The sequence below is a fragment of the Roseateles sp. 22389 genome (assembly GCF_052044995.1).
Lineage (GTDB): Bacteria > Pseudomonadota > Gammaproteobacteria > Burkholderiales > Burkholderiaceae_C > Roseateles.
Window position 1 is genome coordinate 337,893 of the sequence record NZ_JBQEOF010000003.1, and the last position, 14,053, is coordinate 351,945.

Here is a 14,053-nt window from a genome sequence, read left to right on the forward strand (position 1 = left end):
GTCAGGCCGCCAGGCGTGACAGGTCCGCGACGCGGTTCATCGCGTCGTGCAGCTGCTTGAGCAGCGCCTGGCGATTGGCGCGCAGCGCGGGGTCCTCGGCGTTCACCATCACGTCGTCGAAGAAGGCGTCGACCGGCGCCTTCAGCGCGGCCAGCGCCTTGAGCGAGCCGGCGTAGTCGTGCTGCTCGAACAGCGCGTCGGCCTGCGGCTTCACGCCGGCGAGCGCGTCGGCCAGGGCCCGCTCGGCCGCCTCGGTCAGCAGCGCGGGCTGGACCTCGGTCGGCAGCTCGCCCTCGATCTTCTTGAGGATGTTGCCGACCCGCTTGTTGGCCGCGGCCAGGGAGGCCGATTCGGGCAGCGCGGCGAAGGCGCGCACGGCGCCCAGGCGCTTGGGCACGTCGCCCAGGCGGGCCGGGCTCAGCGCCAGCACCGCGTCGACCTCCTGGGCGCTGTAGCCCTGATCGCGCAGGCTGACCGCCAGGCGGTCGGCGAAGAAGCCCAGCAGCGGCTCGGTCGGATCCTGGATCAGCTCGCCGAACGCGGGCAGCGCGCCCTGGATCAGCTCCGGCAGCGACAGGTGCATGTGGTTCTCGACCAGGATGCGGATGACGCCGAGCGCATGGCGGCGCAGCGCGAACGGGTCCTTGTCGCCGGTGGGCAGCTGGCCGATGCCGAACAGGCCGATCAGCGTCTCCAGCTTGTCCGCCAGCGCGACGACGGTGCCGGTGTGGTTGCGCGGCAGCGCATCGCCGGCGAAGCGCGGCTTGTAGTGGTCCTCGATGGCCTTGGCCACGCCGTCGCGCAGACCTTCATGGCGCGCGTAGTAGCCGCCCATGATGCCCTGCAGCTCGGGGAACTCGCCCACCATGTCGGTCAGCAGGTCGGCCTTGGCCAGCAGCGCGGCCTCCTGGGCCTTGCTGTCGAGCACGTCGAACTCGTCCTTGGCCTCGACCGTGTACGGGTGCTGGGCCATGCGCAGCTGGTTGACGATCGCATGCGCGATCGCGCGCACGCGCTCGGTGCGTTCGCCCTGGCTGCCGAGCTTGCCGTGATAGACCACCTTGCCCAGGCCCTCGACGCGCGAGGCCAGCGTCTTCTTGCGGTCCTGGTCGAAGAAGAACTTCGCATCGGCCAGGCGCGGGCGCACGACGCGCTCGTTGCCCTCGATGACCTTGGACGCATCGTCCGGATGGATGTTGCTGACCACCAGGAAGCGGTGGGTCAGCTTGCCCTGCGCGTCCAGCAGCGGGAAGTACTTCTGGTTGGCCTTCATCGTCAGGATCAGGCACTCCTGCGGCACGGCCAGGAACTCGGGCTCGAACTGGCAGGACAGCACGTTGGGCAGCTCCACCAGCGCGGTCACCTCGTCCAGCAGCTCGGGCGCATCGATCGGCGTCAGGCCCAGCGGCGCGGCCTGCGCCTGCAGCTGGCGCACGATCTCGTCGCGACGCTGGTCGAAGGACGCGATCACCGCGCCCTCTTCGCGGAGCTGGCGCTCATAGCTGTCGGCGCTCTGGATCGTGATCGTCCCGGCCTTGGACTCGAAGCGATGACCGCGCGTCGTCCGGCCGGCGGTGAGGCCCAGCGCGCCGATCGCGACCAGGTCCTCGCCATGCAGCGCCACCAGGCCGTGGGCCGGGCGCACGAACTTGACGTCGCTCCAGCCGTCGGCCAGCTGGTAGGTCATGACCTTGGGAATGGGCAGCTTGGCGAGCGCCTCGTCCAGCGCCTTCTGCAGGCCGTCCTTCAGCGTGACGCCGGCGACGACGGTGTCCAGGAACAGCGCCTCGGCCTTGCCGTCGGGGGCGCGCTTGAGGCTGGGCACGACGGTGGCGTCGGCGCCCACCGACGCCAGCTTCTTGAGCAGCGCCGGCGTGGCGTTGCCCGCGGCGTCCAGGGCCACCGCCACCGGCATCAGCTTCTGCTGGACGGCGCGGTCGGCGGCCTTGGCGGCGACGCCGGCCAGGTGCACCGCCAGGCGGCGCGGCGTGGCGTAGGCAGTCACGGCCGCATCGGCCGGCGCCAGGCCCTGCGCCTTGAGCGCATCGGCCAGCACCGCCGAGAACGCCTCGCCCAGCTTCCTCAGCGCCTTGGGCGGCAGTTCCTCGACAAACAGTTCGACGAGCAGATTCTTCGTGGTCATGGGGCGGTGTTCCTCGTCGTCAGGCGGCGGTCTTCTTGTCCGACTGCTCCGCGGCCTTCCCGGACTTCGCGGCGGCCTCGGCGCTCTTCTTCTCGATCTGCGCGACGACCTCGTCGGCCCAGGCCTTCGGGGCCATCGGGAAGCCCAGTCGCGCGCGGCTGTCGACGTAGCTCTGCGCCACGGCGCGCGCCAGGTTGCGGATGCGGCCGATGTAGGCGGCGCGCTCGGTCACGCTGATGGCGCCGCGGGCATCCAGCAGGTTGAAGGTGTGGGCCGCCTTGAGCAGCTGCTCGTAGGCCGGCAGCGCCAGCCGCGTGTCCATGAGGTCCTTGGACTTGCGCTCGTAGGCGCCGAAGGCCTGCAGCAGGAAGTCGACGTCGCTGTGCTCGAAGTTGTAGGTCGACTGCTCGACCTCGTTCTGGTGGAACACATCGCCGTAGGTCAGGCCGTCGGTATAGACGAGGTCGTAGACCGATTCCTTGCCCTGGAGGTACATCGCCAGGCGCTCGAGCCCGTAGGTGATCTCGCCGGTGATGGGTTTGCAGTCGATGCCGCCGACCTGCTGGAAGTAGGTGAACTGGGTCACCTCCATGCCGTTGAGCCAGACCTCCCAGCCCAGGCCCCAGCAGCCGAGCGTGGGGTTCTCCCAGTCGTCCTCGACGAAGCGGACGTCGTTCTTCTTCAGGTCGAAGCCCAGGGCCTCGAGCGAGCCCAGGTAGAGCTCCAGGATGTTGGCCGGCGCCGGCTTGAGCACGACCTGGAACTGGTAATAGTGCTGCAGCCGGTTCGGGTTCTCGCCGTAGCGGCCGTCCTTGGGGCGACGGCTGGGCTGCACGTAGGCGGCCTTCCAGGGCTCGGGACCCAGCGCGCGCAGGAAGGTCGCGGTGTGGCTGGTGCCGGCGCCGACCTCCATGTCATAGGGCTGCAGCAGGGCGCAACCCTGCTTGGACCAGTATTCCTGCAGGCGGAGGATCAGTTGCTGGAAAGTCAGCATGGGGCGTCGGGCCGTCGGGCCGGCGGTGGAGCAAAACGCCCGATTCTATGTGCGGCCCGGGGGAGGCACCGGCGTGCCGCCCAGGGACGGCGGGCCCCGGTCAGGCGACGCGTCCCGCGCCGTCGCGGCGGCGCCGCCAGGCCGGCACCAGCACCGGCAGCAGTCCCAGCACGGCCAGCGCCCACAGCGGCCACAGACCCGCCGCCGACAGCCAGCGCGCATAGGGCGTGACGCCGCTGCGGCCCTCCACGGTGACCTCGAGCACGCCCGCCTGCTCCGCCGGGAGCCGGGCCAGCACCTGCCCGCGGTGGTCGACCTGCGCGGTCGCGCCGGTGTTGGTCGCCCGCACGATCGGCCGCTGGAATTCCAGCGCCCGCATCTGCGAGAACTGCAGGTGCTGGTCCTGCACCATGCGCGGCCCGAACCAGGCCAGGTTGCTCACGTTGACGAAGACCGTGGCGGCCGCGTCGCCGCGGTCCAGCGCGCTGGCGACGACGTCCTCGCCGAACAGGTCCTCGTAGCAGATCAGCGGCCGCAGGCGCTGGCCGGCGAAGGCCAGCGCGCGCTGGTGCGTGCCGCTGGCCTGGTCGTCCATCGGGATGTTCATCGCCCTGACGAACCAGTGGAAGCCGGGCGGGATGAACTCGCCGAAGGGCAGCAGGTGGCGCTTGCCGTAGTCGTACTCGCCCGCGAAGCCGATGCCGGCCAGCGAGTTCACGAAACCATCGGTCGTGTTGCCCAGGAAGGTGCCCAGCAGCAGCGGCCGCTGCCGGGCGTCGCGGCGCAGGCGCTCCACATGCGCCTCGTCGAGGAAGGCCAGCGGCACCGGCAGCACCGATTCCGGCGTGATGACGACCTGCCCGCGGGCCGACTCGATCAGCGCGGTCAGCTGGTCGAGGTTCTGATCGAAGCGATCGCGGTCGAACTTCTGGTCCTGCGGGATGTTGGGCTGCACCAGCGACACGGCCAGCGTGCCGGTCGGGTGGGTGAACTCCCGCGGAAGGAGTTGCGCCAGGCCGATGGCGACGACCAGCGCGCCCAGCAGCGCCCAGTGGCGCAGCGCCAGCGCCGCCGCCAGCAGGGCCGCCACCGCGGTGATGCCGTAGACGCCGACATAGGGCGCGAGCGCGGCCAGGGGCCCCTGCGCATGCGCGTAACCGCTGGCGATCCACGGGAAGCCGGTGAACCAGCTCGCGCGGGCGAGTTCCGCGCCCAGCCACAGGGCGGCGAAGGCGAGCACCCGCCGCATCGGCGCCGCGCCTGCGGACCAGCGGGCCGCCAAGCCCATGCCGGCGGCGTAGTAGAGCGAGAGGAACAGCGCCAGCGCCAGCACCGCCAGCGCCGACACGGCCGCGGGCAGGTGCCCGAAGTCGTGCATGCTGATGTAGAGCCACCACAGCCCCGAGGCCAGCCAGCCGATGCCGAACAGCGCGCCGGCCAGCGCGGCGCGGCGCGGCCGCACGCCATCGCAGGCGGCGACCAGCCAGGCCAGTGCCAGCGGCTGCAGCCACCAAGCGGGACTGGGCGAGAACGAGGCGGTGTGCAGCGCCCCGGCGACGAGCGCGAGCGCCGGATGAAGCGACCAGGACCACCGGCCCTGGCGGGCCCCGCCGTCGATCCGGTCCGACAAGGAGCCGCGGCGCATCAGCCGCTGTGGTCGTCGGCCTCGGGCGCCGGCGCGCGGGTCACCTTGAACCAGCGCACCGCGCCGCCGCGGTTGATCATCACCGAGAAGCGCAGGCCGGCGACCTCGACGGTCTCGCCACGGCGCGGCACGCGGCCATGCTCATGCGCCACCAGGCCGCCGATGGTGTCGAAGTCGGCGTCGGACAGCGACAGCCCGAAGGCGGTGTTGACCGCGTCGATCTCGGCGTCGCCCGCGACGCGGTAGCTGCCGTCGGCCAGCGTGTAGATGCCGGCATCGCCGTCGCCGACGTCGAATTCGTCCTCGATCTCGCCGACGATCTCCTCGAGCACGTCCTCGATCGTGATCAGGCCGGCGGTGTTGCCGAATTCGTCGATCACGATGGCCAGGTGATTCCGGTTGGAACGGAAATCGCGCAGCAGCTCATTGAGGCCCTTGCTCTCGGGCACGAAAACTGCCGGGCGCAGCAGCGCGCGCAGATTCAGTTCCGGAGCGCGCTGGAGCTTGAGCAGGTCCTTGGCCAGCAGGATGCCGATGATGTTGTCGCGCTGGCCGTCGTAGACCGGGAAACGCGAGTGACCGGTATCGATGACGGCGGCCAGCAGTTCGTCGGGCGGCGACTGGATGTCCAGCAGGTCCATCCGCGGCGCGGCGACCATGACGTCACCGGCGCTGAGTTCGGCCATCCGCAGGACGCCCTCGAGCATCTGGCGCGATTCGGGCGCGATCAGATCGCGCTCCTCCGCTTCGGCGAAGTTCTCGATCAGCTCGCTGGTCGAGTCCGGGCCGGGGTGCAGGAATTCGAGCACGCGATCGATGAGACCGCGTTGGTCGTTGCCACGCCCGCCATGCTTGGCGGGCCGACTAGGCAGGGGATCAGACACTGTCGTGTGTGCCGTCGTTGAGGAGGCGCCAGAATAACCGATTGACATTGACATTCGCTTGAAACACAGTCATCCGCCCCCAGTTGCCGGGCCCAAGCTTCTCCATAGATTGGTCGTTCACCATGTCGTCCGTTCCTGACACCGCCGCCGCGAATCCAGCCACGAGTCCCGCGCCGGGACTGATCCCCGCCACCATCCTCACGGGCTTCCTCGGCTCGGGCAAGACGACGCTGCTCAAGCGCGTGCTGACCGAGGCGCACGGCCAGAAGATCGCCGTCATCGAGAACGAGTTCGGCGAGGAGAACATCGACAACGACATCCTCGTCAGCGAGACGCAGGAGCAGATCATCCAGCTCAGCAACGGCTGCGTCTGCTGCACCATCCGCGAAGACCTGCGCACCACGCTGGCCGACCTGGCCGCCAAGCGCCGCAAGGGCGAGCTGGACTTCGAGCGCGTGGTCATCGAGACCACCGGCCTGGCCGACCCCGGCCCGGTCGCGCAGACCTTCTTCATGGACGACGAGATCGCGGAGACCTTCCTGCTCGACTCGATCCTGACGCTGGTCGACGCCAAGCATGCGAACGACCAGCTCGACACCCGCCAGGAAGCGCGCCGCCAGGTCGGTTTCGCCGACCAGATCTTCCTGAGCAAGACCGACCTGGTCGACGCCGCCGCGGTGGACGCGCTGTCGCACCGCCTCAAGCACATGAACCCGCGCGCGCCGCAGTCCAAGGTGCACTTCGGCGAGGTGCCGATCAAGGACGTCTTCGACCTGCGCGGCTTCAACCTGAACGCCAAGCTGGAGATCGATCCCGACTTCCTGGCCGCCGACGAGCACGACCATGCGCACGAGCACGGTCATGACCATGGCCACGACCATGCCCACGATCATCACGACCACGAGCACGGCGAGCACTGCGACCATCCGCACCATCACCACCATGACGACGACGTGAAGTCCTTCGTCTTCCGCTCGGAGCGCCCGTTCAACCCGGCCAAGCTGGAGGACTTCCTGGGCGCGATCGTGCAGGTGTACGGCCCGAAGATGCTGCGCTACAAGGGCGTGCTGAACATGAAGGGCACCGACAAGAAGGTGATCTTCCAGGGCGTGCACCAGCTGATGGGGTCCGACCTCGGCCCGAAGTGGATGCCCGAGGAAAAGAAGGTCAGCAAGATGGTGTTCATCGGCATCGACCTGCCGAAGGACATCCTGATGCAGGGGCTGGAAGGCTGCCTGGCTTAGTGCCACACTGACCGATGGTTCAGACCCATCGGCGGCGCGGCGGCGGAGGTGGCTACAATCCGCCGCGCCCGAACCAGGCCCCTGCGCCAGCGCGGGAAGCCCCGGCTTCTCATGTCGAGCAGGTATAAAGAGCCGCTAGGAGAGTGAACGTGAGCAAGACACCGGCCTCCAAGACCGCCGCGCCCAAGGCCGCCGCCAAGGTGGCCAAGGCTCCGGCGGCAGGCAAACCCGCCGACGCGGACGCGCCCGACAGCACGGTCTCTCTGCTGGACAGCCCTGTCCGGCCTTCGACCCCGACATCAACGAACCAGAACAGCCGCCCTGCCGTGAAGACCGATCCCAAACTCTCGTCTGCCTGGAAATCCAAGGCCGGTGCCGAACTGACCGACGCCGAAGTGCTGGCGATGCCGGACAGCGAGTACATGAACGACAAGCAAGTCGACTTCTTCCGCGCCAAGCTGACGCAGCTGAAGGAAGACATCCTGTCCAACGCCGGCGAGACGACCGAGCACCTGCGCGAGGACACCTCCATCGTCCCCGACCCAGCCGACCGCGCCACGATCGAGGAAGAGCACGCGCTGGAACTGCGCACCCGCGACCGCGAGCGCAAGCTGCTGAAGAAGATCATGCAATCGCTGCAGCGCTTGGAAAGCGGCGAGTACGGCTACTGCGACGAGACCGGCGAGCCGATCGGCCTGGGTCGCCTGATCGCCCGCCCGACCGCCACGCTGTCGCTGGAAGCGCAGCAGCGCCGCGAGTTGAAGCAGAAGATGTTCGGCGATTGAGCCGGACAGCGCGCAGAGCAAGGTCCGCCAGAGCATGACCGACCCCAAAGACGGCACCAAAGAAGGCGAGAGCTTCTTCCGCAAGGTGGCGCGCTTCGTCGCCAATCCGACGACCGACTGGGCGGAGATCAACTCCCGCCAGGACGATCCCGAGGCCGATGCCGCCAAGGCGGAGCTGCGGGCGATGGTGGAGCGCAAGCGACGCAACGATTTCGTGCGCAAGCGCGAGCTCGACATGCTGCGCAAGATCCGCCGCGAGGGCCTGACGCCTGAACAGCTGGCCGCGCTTGGCGGCCACGCGACCTCCGGCATCGACGAACTGGGCCGCATCAGCGAGATCCAGGGCGCGCGCCGCGATGAAGCCAGCGTCAAGGCCAAGATCGACCAGATCGAGCAGCAGATGGTGGGCGAAGGTTTCGTCCCCACGCAGGTGCAGGGCCAGCACTCGCCCGGCTTCTTCGAGACCAGCACCAAACCGGTCAATTTCGCCGCGACGCAGCCGGCGGACCAGATTGGCGCGCGGGTGTCCGATCACGCCTCGCCGGCTGACATCGAGCGCCTGGACCTGTCGCCGGCGCCGGCCGCGGCCTCGATGGGCGGCGGCATGGCCCCGCAGTCGGCCGCCGCGCCCGCGCCGATCCCCGAGCTGAAGAAGGAGATCCCGACGCTGAGCTTCCGCGTCGCGGATCCGCAGGTCGAGGTCAGCGAAGTCGTCCACGACGCCGAGCTGGACGAGGCGGTGATCGCCTTCGCCAATGCCGACTACGAGCACTGCGAGCGCAGCCTGATCGACCTCACCCGTGCGGGTGGCGCGCGCCACGAACACGCCGAGACCTGGCTGGTGCTGTTCGACCTGTACCGGGCGACCGGCCAGCAGGGCAAGTTCGAGCAGCTGGCCAACGACTACGCGCAGCAGTTCGGGCTGTCCTCGCCGCAATGGTTCTCGCTGCCCAAGCTGGTGGCCGAGGCGGTGCAGCAGGAGCGCGCCCCGCGCGGCCGCGCGAGCAGCGTCTCCTGGACGGCGCCGGAATACCTGGACACCGAGGCGGTGACGCAGATGCGCACCCGCTGCGAGAACCTGCCGATGCCTTGGGTGATCGACTGGGCGCCGCTGCGCCAGATCGACATCGAGGCCTGCGCCAAGCTGCGCGACCTGTTCCGCGCCTGGGCGCAGCAGGCGCTGGATCTGCGCTGGCTGTCGGGCGACCACTTCTTCAACGTGCTGCGGGAGCAGGCGCCGGTCGGCAGCCGGGACGCGGATCCCATCCTGTGGATGCTGCGCCTGGAAGCGCTGCGCCTGGCCAACCGCCCGGACCAGTTCGACGAAGTCGCGATCGACTACTGCGTCACCTACGAGGTGTCGCCGCCCAGTTGGGAAAAGGCGCTGTGCCATGTCCGCATCAGCGGCAATGCGCTGTCGACGAGCTCGCCCTCCTCGATCCAGCCGGCGGCGCCGGACACCGGCATCGCCTTCCTCGAGTCGACGATGACCGACGCGGTCAACACCGCGGCGCTGATGGAGCTCTCCGGCCAGTTGAGCGGCGACATCAGCGAGACGCTGGCGCTGATGACCGAGCAGCTCGGCGCCGCGTCGCTGGTGACGATCGCCTGCCCGAAGCTGATCCGCCTGGACTTCATGGCCGCCGGCGACCTGCTGAACTGGGTGCTGGCGCGGCGCAGCGAGAACCGCGCGGTGCAGTTCAGCGACGCGCACCGGCTGGTGGCGCTGTTCTTCGGCGCCATGGGCATCAACGAGCACGCCCGGGTCAAGGTGCGGCACGTCTGACGACCGCCGCGCGCCGGCTTCGACCTTCGCGACCACGGGGCCTCTGGCCCCGTTCTTCATCCGGATGTCCGATCATCGGCCTCGTCAACCGGCATTCGCACAGGCGGGGCCGCTCCCTTTTCCTCACCTTGTGATTCCCGCGCGGGAACCCACGTGAGGCCTTCATGACGTTCAAGGCGTCCCCGCACGTCCGCTCCACCATGTCCCAAGATTCCTCCTCCCCGCTTGCGCCGTACCACGGCACCACCATCGTCAGCGTGCGGCGCGGCAACCAGGTCGCGATCGGCGGCGACGGCCAGGTGACGCTGGGCTCGATCGTCGTGAAGTCGACGGCGCGCAAGGTGCGCAAGCTCTACAAGAACCAGGTGCTGGCGGGCTTCGCTGGCGCGACTGCGGACGCGTTCACGCTGTTCGAGCGCTTCGAGGCCAAGCTCGAGAAGCACCAGGGCCATCTGGTGCGCGCGGCGGTGGACCTGACCCGCGACTGGCGCACCGACCGCGTGCTGCGCCGCCTGGAGGCGATGCTGGCGGTGGCCGACCGCACGGCGTCGCTGATCATCACCGGCAACGGCGACGTGCTGGAGCCCGAGCAGGGCATCGTCGCCATCGGGAGCGGCGGGGCCTATGCGCAGGCGGCGGCGAAGGCGCTGCTCAACCACAGCGAGCTGAGCGCGGTGGACATCGTCAAGCAGTCGCTGGTGATCGCCGGCGAGATCTGCATCTACACCAACGGCAACCACACGATCGAGACGCTGGACTGAGCCGGCGCCGGAGCACACGAATGAGCAGCAGCATGACCCCGCAGGAGATCGTCTCCGAACTCGACCGGCACATCGTCGGCCAGGCCGATGCCAAGCGCGCCGTCGCGATCGCGTTGCGCAACCGCTGGCGGCGCCAGCAGGTCGACGAGAAGCTGCGTGGCGAGATCACGCCGAAGAACATCCTCATGATCGGCCCCACCGGCGTGGGCAAGACCGAGATCGCGCGCCGTCTGGCCAAGCTGGCCGACGCGCCCTTCATCAAGGTCGAGGCGACCAAGTTCACCGAGGTCGGCTACGTCGGCAAGGACGTGGACAGCATCGTGCGCGACCTGGTCGACATCGCCGTCAAGCAGGAGCGCGAGCGCCAGATGCGCTTCCAGCGCGCGCGGGCCGAGGATGCGGCCGAGGAGCGCATCCTCGACGCGCTGGTGCCGCCGCCGCGCTCGTCGACCGGCTTCGCGCCGGCGGCGGACAGCGCCGGCGGCGACAACACCGCCCGGCAGGTGATGCGCAAGCGGCTGCGCGAGGGCTCGATGGACGACAAGGAGATCGAGATCGAGCTGGCCGAGGCGCGGCCGTCGATGGAGATCGTCGGCCCGCAGGGCATGGAAGAGATGGCGGAGCAGCTCAAGGGGCTGTTCTCGCAGATGGGCCAGGAGCGCCGCAAGGCGCGCAAGTTGAAGATCGCCGAGGCGATGAAGCTGCTGGTCGAGGAAGAAGCCGCCAAGCTGGTCAACGAGGACGAGATCAAGACCGCGGCGCTGGCGCATGCGCAGGACAACGGCATCGTCTTCATCGACGAGATCGACAAGGTGGCGACGCGCGCCGAGCACAGCGGCGGCGCCGACGTGTCGCGCCAGGGCGTGCAGCGCGACCTGCTGCCGCTGGTGGAGGGCACGACGGTCAACACCAAGTACGGGATGGTGAAGACCGACCACATCCTGTTCATCGCCTCGGGCGCCTTCCACCTGAGCAAGCCCAGCGACCTGATTCCCGAGTTGCAGGGCCGCTTTCCGATCCGGGTGGAGTTGAAGTCGCTGTCGGTGGAGGACTTCGAGGCCATCCTGTCGAGCACGCATGCGAGCCTGGTCAAGCAATACCAGGCGCTGCTGGCGACGGAAGGGCTGACGCTGGAGCTGAGCGCGGACGGCATCCGCCGGCTGGCGCAGATCGCGTTCGAGGTCAACGAGCGCACCGAGAACATCGGCGCGCGACGCCTGGCGACGGTGCTGGAGCGACTGCTGGACGACATCAGCTTCGACGCGCACAAGCACGCCGGCCAGACCGTCACGATCGCCGGCGCGCAGGTCGACGAGAAGCTCGGCGCGCTGGCGCAGAACGAGGACCTGAGCCGGTTCATCCTGTAAAGACGGCGCGCGGCGGGGTCAGAATGCGCCCATGAGCGCTCCCACGACCGACCTCTCCGTCATCCCCGCCCCCGCGCGCGCCGAGATCCAGTCGCGGCTGCGCCGCGCCGAAACCGAGCACGAAGTGCGCGTGCTGCTGGCCGTCGAGTCCGGCAGCCGCGCCTGGGGTTTCGCTTCGCCCGACAGCGACTTCGACGCCCGCTTCATCTACGTCAACCGCATGGACTGGTACCTGTCCATCGGCCTCGAGGAACAGCGCGACGTCATCGAGTACCCGATCGTCGACGAGATGGACATCAACGGCTGGGACCTGCGCAAGGCGCTGCGGCTGTTCCGCGGCTCCAACCCGGGCTTCGTCGAATGGATCCAGTCGCCGATCGTCTACGAAAGCCGCGGCCGCTTCCACGCGCGGGCGCTGGAATTGCTGCCGGTCGTGTACTCGATCGTGCGCGGCATCCATCACTACCGCAGCATGGCGAAGACCAACTTCCGCGGTTATCTGCAGGCCGAGCAGGTCCCGTTGAAGAAGTATTTCTACGTGCTGCGTCCGTTGTTGGCGGTCCGATGGCTGGAACGCCATCAGCGTCCAGCGCCCATCGAGTTCCACCGCCTGCTCGACACCATCCGGGAAGAACCGGGGCTGCCCGAAGCCATCGACGACCTGCTCGAACTGAAGCGCAACACCGGGGAGCTCGGGCTCTCAGGCCAGGTCGTCCCGATCCAGCGCTTCATCGAGCGGGAGCTCGACCGCATAGAGGGTCTGGAACTGCCCGCCAAGGATCGGCCGGAAGTCGAGCCGCTGCTGTCCGAGTTGTTCCGAGACGTGCTGCGGGAAAGCTGGGCGGGCTGACGGCCCCCTGCGAGACCGGACCGCTGCCGTGCACCGCACGGCAAGCTCACCGAGCGCTCACAGCGGGCTCATCCTGAGCACCGCGCCGATGGCGAGACTGGCCGCTTTCCACCAGAAAAGGAACCCGTCCACCATGAATCGCCTGCTCATTTCCGTCCTCCTGGGTCTACTGGTCTGGAACGTCTCGACGGCCCTGCTCATCGACCTTTACGTCCCCTCCCCCTGCGACGTCAGCGGCCGCTGCGACGGCGACATGATCTTCACCCTCAAGGTGGTCGGCTTGTGGCTGGGCATGTTCTGGGTGAGTTCCGTCGGCGTGCTGCTCTACAACGTCGCGCGATGGCAGCGCGACTGGCGCCTGCATCAGCAGGGCGCCCGGTGATCGGCGCCCGGCGAGCGCTGCGACGCGTGGCCGTCTCCACGGGCATCGGCCTGATCGTTTGGCTCGTCGCCGCGGGCGCGCTGGTCGAGCAATTCGTCCCTTCGCCCTGCGACGCCAGCGGTCATTGCGAGGACGACCTCGGCCTGGGGATCCTGGCCATGTCGATCGTGTTCGGCACCTTCTGGCTGACGGCGATCCTCGTCTTGCTCTACAACGGCGTGCATGCCTTGCTCGCGCTGGCCCCCCGCCGCGCCCGTCGAAATCCGCCGCCCTGGATCGTCGTCTCCACGGAGCCATCCCGCTTCAAGGAGACACACCATGACCGATGACCCGATCCATGCCTTCCTGGGCGACTACGCGGCCGCCGTCCTCGAGCGTGACCTGGCGCGCTTCCTGGACCTCTATGCGCAGGACGTCCAGGTCTTCGACAGCTGGGACCGCTGGCACTACGCCGGCCGCGAGGACTGGGGCGGCATGATCGCCGCCTGGTTCGACGGCATCCGCGACGTGCGCGTGCGGGTCACCGCGACGGAGGTGACGACCTGGTGCGACACCCAGGTCGCCGGTGGCGTGGCGACGCTGGCGTTCACGGCGCTCGATGCCGGCGGCGAGGCGCTGCGCGCGATCGAGAACCGGCTCACCGTGCTGATGCGACGCGAGCAAGATCGATGGCGCGTCGTCCACCAGCACAGCTCCGTGCCCGTCGACTTCCAGAGCCGGCAGGTCGTCGCGCGATAAGCTCGCGTTCCCGTCGCCCTCATCGCAGCGTCCATGCCGAGCACCCTCATCGAAATCCGCCGTGCCTGTTCCCCCGAGCAGGAAACCCAGTTGATCGAAGCGGTGCAGGCCGCGCTGGTCGAGGGTTTCAAGATCCCGGCGGAAGACCGCTGCGTGCGCCTGATCGCCTACGAGCCGCATCGCTTCATCCATCCGCCGCGGCTCTCGCGGCCCGAGTGCTACACGCTGGTGACGGTGACGGCTTTCTCCGGCCGCACGATCGAGGCCAAGCGCCGCCTCTATCGCGCGATCGTCGACCGCCTCGGCGCGCTCGACGTCCCCGCCGACCACGTCAAGATCATCCTCAACGAGGTGGAGCGCGAGAACTGGGGCCTGCGCGGCGGCCAGCCGGGCTCGGAGATCGATCTCGGGTTCAAGGTCGACGTGTGAGCGCGCCGGGCGCGGTCGACGCGCCCCGACGCCGGACCGTGCCGC

The 14,053-nt window shown here is 68.9% G+C and carries 14 protein-coding genes; 10 read left to right on the top strand and 4 right to left on the bottom strand.

Going from position 1 to position 14,053, the window contains the following annotated elements:
- Position 1: 1 nt before the first annotated feature.
- The 4 genes from glyS to ACTJKJ_RS06485 all read right to left on the bottom strand — a co-directional run bounded on the left by glyS (position 2) and on the right by ACTJKJ_RS06485 (position 5,666).
- The gene (glyS, locus tag ACTJKJ_RS06470) at positions 2 to 2,143 is read right to left on the bottom strand and encodes a glycine--tRNA ligase subunit beta (RefSeq protein WP_440819936.1); all 2,142 of its coding nucleotides are present in this window, start codon (positions 2,141 to 2,143) and stop codon (positions 2 to 4) included.
- 19 nt (positions 2,144 to 2,162) lie between these two features.
- Entirely contained in the window at positions 2,163 to 3,137 is a 975-nt protein-coding gene (glyQ, locus tag ACTJKJ_RS06475) for a glycine--tRNA ligase subunit alpha (protein ID WP_091719905.1), read from the bottom strand.
- A 100-nt stretch (positions 3,138 to 3,237) separates the two neighbouring features.
- Complete coding sequence (lnt, locus tag ACTJKJ_RS06480) at positions 3,238 to 4,782, bottom strand: apolipoprotein N-acyltransferase (protein ID WP_440819937.1); 1,545 nt, start codon at positions 4,780 to 4,782, stop codon at positions 3,238 to 3,240.
- On the bottom strand, positions 4,782 to 5,666 hold the full coding sequence (locus ACTJKJ_RS06485; RefSeq protein WP_297385139.1) for an HlyC/CorC family transporter: 885 nt from the start codon (positions 5,664 to 5,666) through the stop codon (positions 4,782 to 4,784). The genes lnt and ACTJKJ_RS06485 overlap by 1 nt, the downstream gene beginning before the upstream one ends.
- 122 nt (positions 5,667 to 5,788) lie before the next feature.
- On the opposite strand from ACTJKJ_RS06485, the gene ACTJKJ_RS06490 reads away from it, so the two are divergent.
- From ACTJKJ_RS06490 to ACTJKJ_RS06535, 10 genes are all read left to right on the top strand, one after another.
- Positions 5,789 to 6,910: a CobW family GTP-binding protein gene (locus tag ACTJKJ_RS06490; RefSeq protein ID WP_183484346.1), complete on the top strand. Its 1,122-nt coding sequence runs from the start codon at positions 5,789 to 5,791 to the stop codon at positions 6,908 to 6,910.
- 149 nt (positions 6,911 to 7,059) lie between these two features.
- Positions 7,060 to 7,695 carry an RNA polymerase-binding protein DksA gene (dksA, locus tag ACTJKJ_RS06495; RefSeq protein ID WP_175538132.1) on the top strand — a complete coding sequence of 212 codons (636 nt, stop codon included), beginning with the start codon at positions 7,060 to 7,062 and terminating at the stop codon, positions 7,693 to 7,695.
- A 34-nt stretch (positions 7,696 to 7,729) separates the two neighbouring features.
- Positions 7,730 to 9,481, top strand: coding sequence for a hypothetical protein (locus tag ACTJKJ_RS06500; protein WP_183488723.1), 1,752 nt, complete (start codon positions 7,730 to 7,732; stop codon positions 9,479 to 9,481).
- Positions 9,482 to 9,681: 200 nt separating this feature from the next.
- Entirely contained in the window at positions 9,682 to 10,242 is a 561-nt protein-coding gene (gene hslV, locus ACTJKJ_RS06505) for an ATP-dependent protease subunit HslV (protein WP_091719884.1), read from the top strand.
- A 20-nt stretch (positions 10,243 to 10,262) separates the two neighbouring features.
- Entirely contained in the window at positions 10,263 to 11,609 is a 1,347-nt protein-coding gene (gene hslU / locus ACTJKJ_RS06510) for an ATP-dependent protease ATPase subunit HslU (RefSeq protein WP_091719880.1), read from the top strand.
- A gap of 31 nt (positions 11,610 to 11,640) precedes the next feature.
- Positions 11,641 to 12,459, top strand: coding sequence for a nucleotidyltransferase domain-containing protein (locus ACTJKJ_RS06515; protein ID WP_297385130.1), 819 nt, complete (start codon positions 11,641 to 11,643; stop codon positions 12,457 to 12,459).
- Between the two features lie 133 nt (positions 12,460 to 12,592).
- Complete coding sequence (locus ACTJKJ_RS06520) at positions 12,593 to 12,841, top strand: hypothetical protein (protein ID WP_440819938.1); 249 nt, start codon at positions 12,593 to 12,595, stop codon at positions 12,839 to 12,841.
- A 26-nt stretch (positions 12,842 to 12,867) separates the two neighbouring features.
- Entirely contained in the window at positions 12,868 to 13,170 is a 303-nt protein-coding gene (locus ACTJKJ_RS06525) for a hypothetical protein (RefSeq protein WP_440819939.1), read from the top strand.
- Positions 13,160 to 13,579, top strand: coding sequence for a nuclear transport factor 2 family protein (locus ACTJKJ_RS06530; protein ID WP_183488712.1), 420 nt, complete (start codon positions 13,160 to 13,162; stop codon positions 13,577 to 13,579). The genes ACTJKJ_RS06525 and ACTJKJ_RS06530 overlap by 11 nt, the downstream gene beginning before the upstream one ends.
- 33 nt (positions 13,580 to 13,612) lie before the next feature.
- Positions 13,613 to 14,008: a tautomerase family protein gene (locus ACTJKJ_RS06535; RefSeq protein ID WP_091719868.1), complete on the top strand. Its 396-nt coding sequence runs from the start codon at positions 13,613 to 13,615 to the stop codon at positions 14,006 to 14,008.
- Positions 14,009 to 14,053: the final 45 nt, after the last annotated feature.

Bases quoted from the DNA above. Each gene is read 5' to 3' on its own strand.
- glyS (WP_440819936.1), bottom strand. From the start codon at position 2,143: ATGACCACGAAGAATCTGCTCGTCGAACTGTTTGTCGAGGAACTGCCG.
- glyQ (WP_091719905.1), bottom strand. From the start codon at position 3,137: ATGCTGACTTTCCAGCAACTGATCCTCCGCCTGCAGGAATACTGGTCC.
- lnt (WP_440819937.1), bottom strand. From the start codon at position 4,782: ATGCGCCGCGGCTCCTTGTCGGACCGGATCGACGGCGGGGCCCGCCAG.
- ACTJKJ_RS06490 (WP_183484346.1), top strand. From the start codon at position 5,789: ATGTCGTCCGTTCCTGACACCGCCGCCGCGAATCCAGCCACGAGTCCC.
- ACTJKJ_RS06500 (WP_183488723.1), top strand. From the start codon at position 7,730: ATGACCGACCCCAAAGACGGCACCAAAGAAGGCGAGAGCTTCTTCCGC.
- hslV (WP_091719884.1), top strand. From the start codon at position 9,682: ATGTCCCAAGATTCCTCCTCCCCGCTTGCGCCGTACCACGGCACCACC.
- hslU (WP_091719880.1), top strand. From the start codon at position 10,263: ATGAGCAGCAGCATGACCCCGCAGGAGATCGTCTCCGAACTCGACCGG.
- ACTJKJ_RS06515 (WP_297385130.1), top strand. From the start codon at position 11,641: ATGAGCGCTCCCACGACCGACCTCTCCGTCATCCCCGCCCCCGCGCGC.
- ACTJKJ_RS06520 (WP_440819938.1), top strand. From the start codon at position 12,593: ATGAATCGCCTGCTCATTTCCGTCCTCCTGGGTCTACTGGTCTGGAAC.
- ACTJKJ_RS06530 (WP_183488712.1), top strand. From the start codon at position 13,160: ATGACCGATGACCCGATCCATGCCTTCCTGGGCGACTACGCGGCCGCC.
- ACTJKJ_RS06535 (WP_091719868.1), top strand. From the start codon at position 13,613: ATGCCGAGCACCCTCATCGAAATCCGCCGTGCCTGTTCCCCCGAGCAG.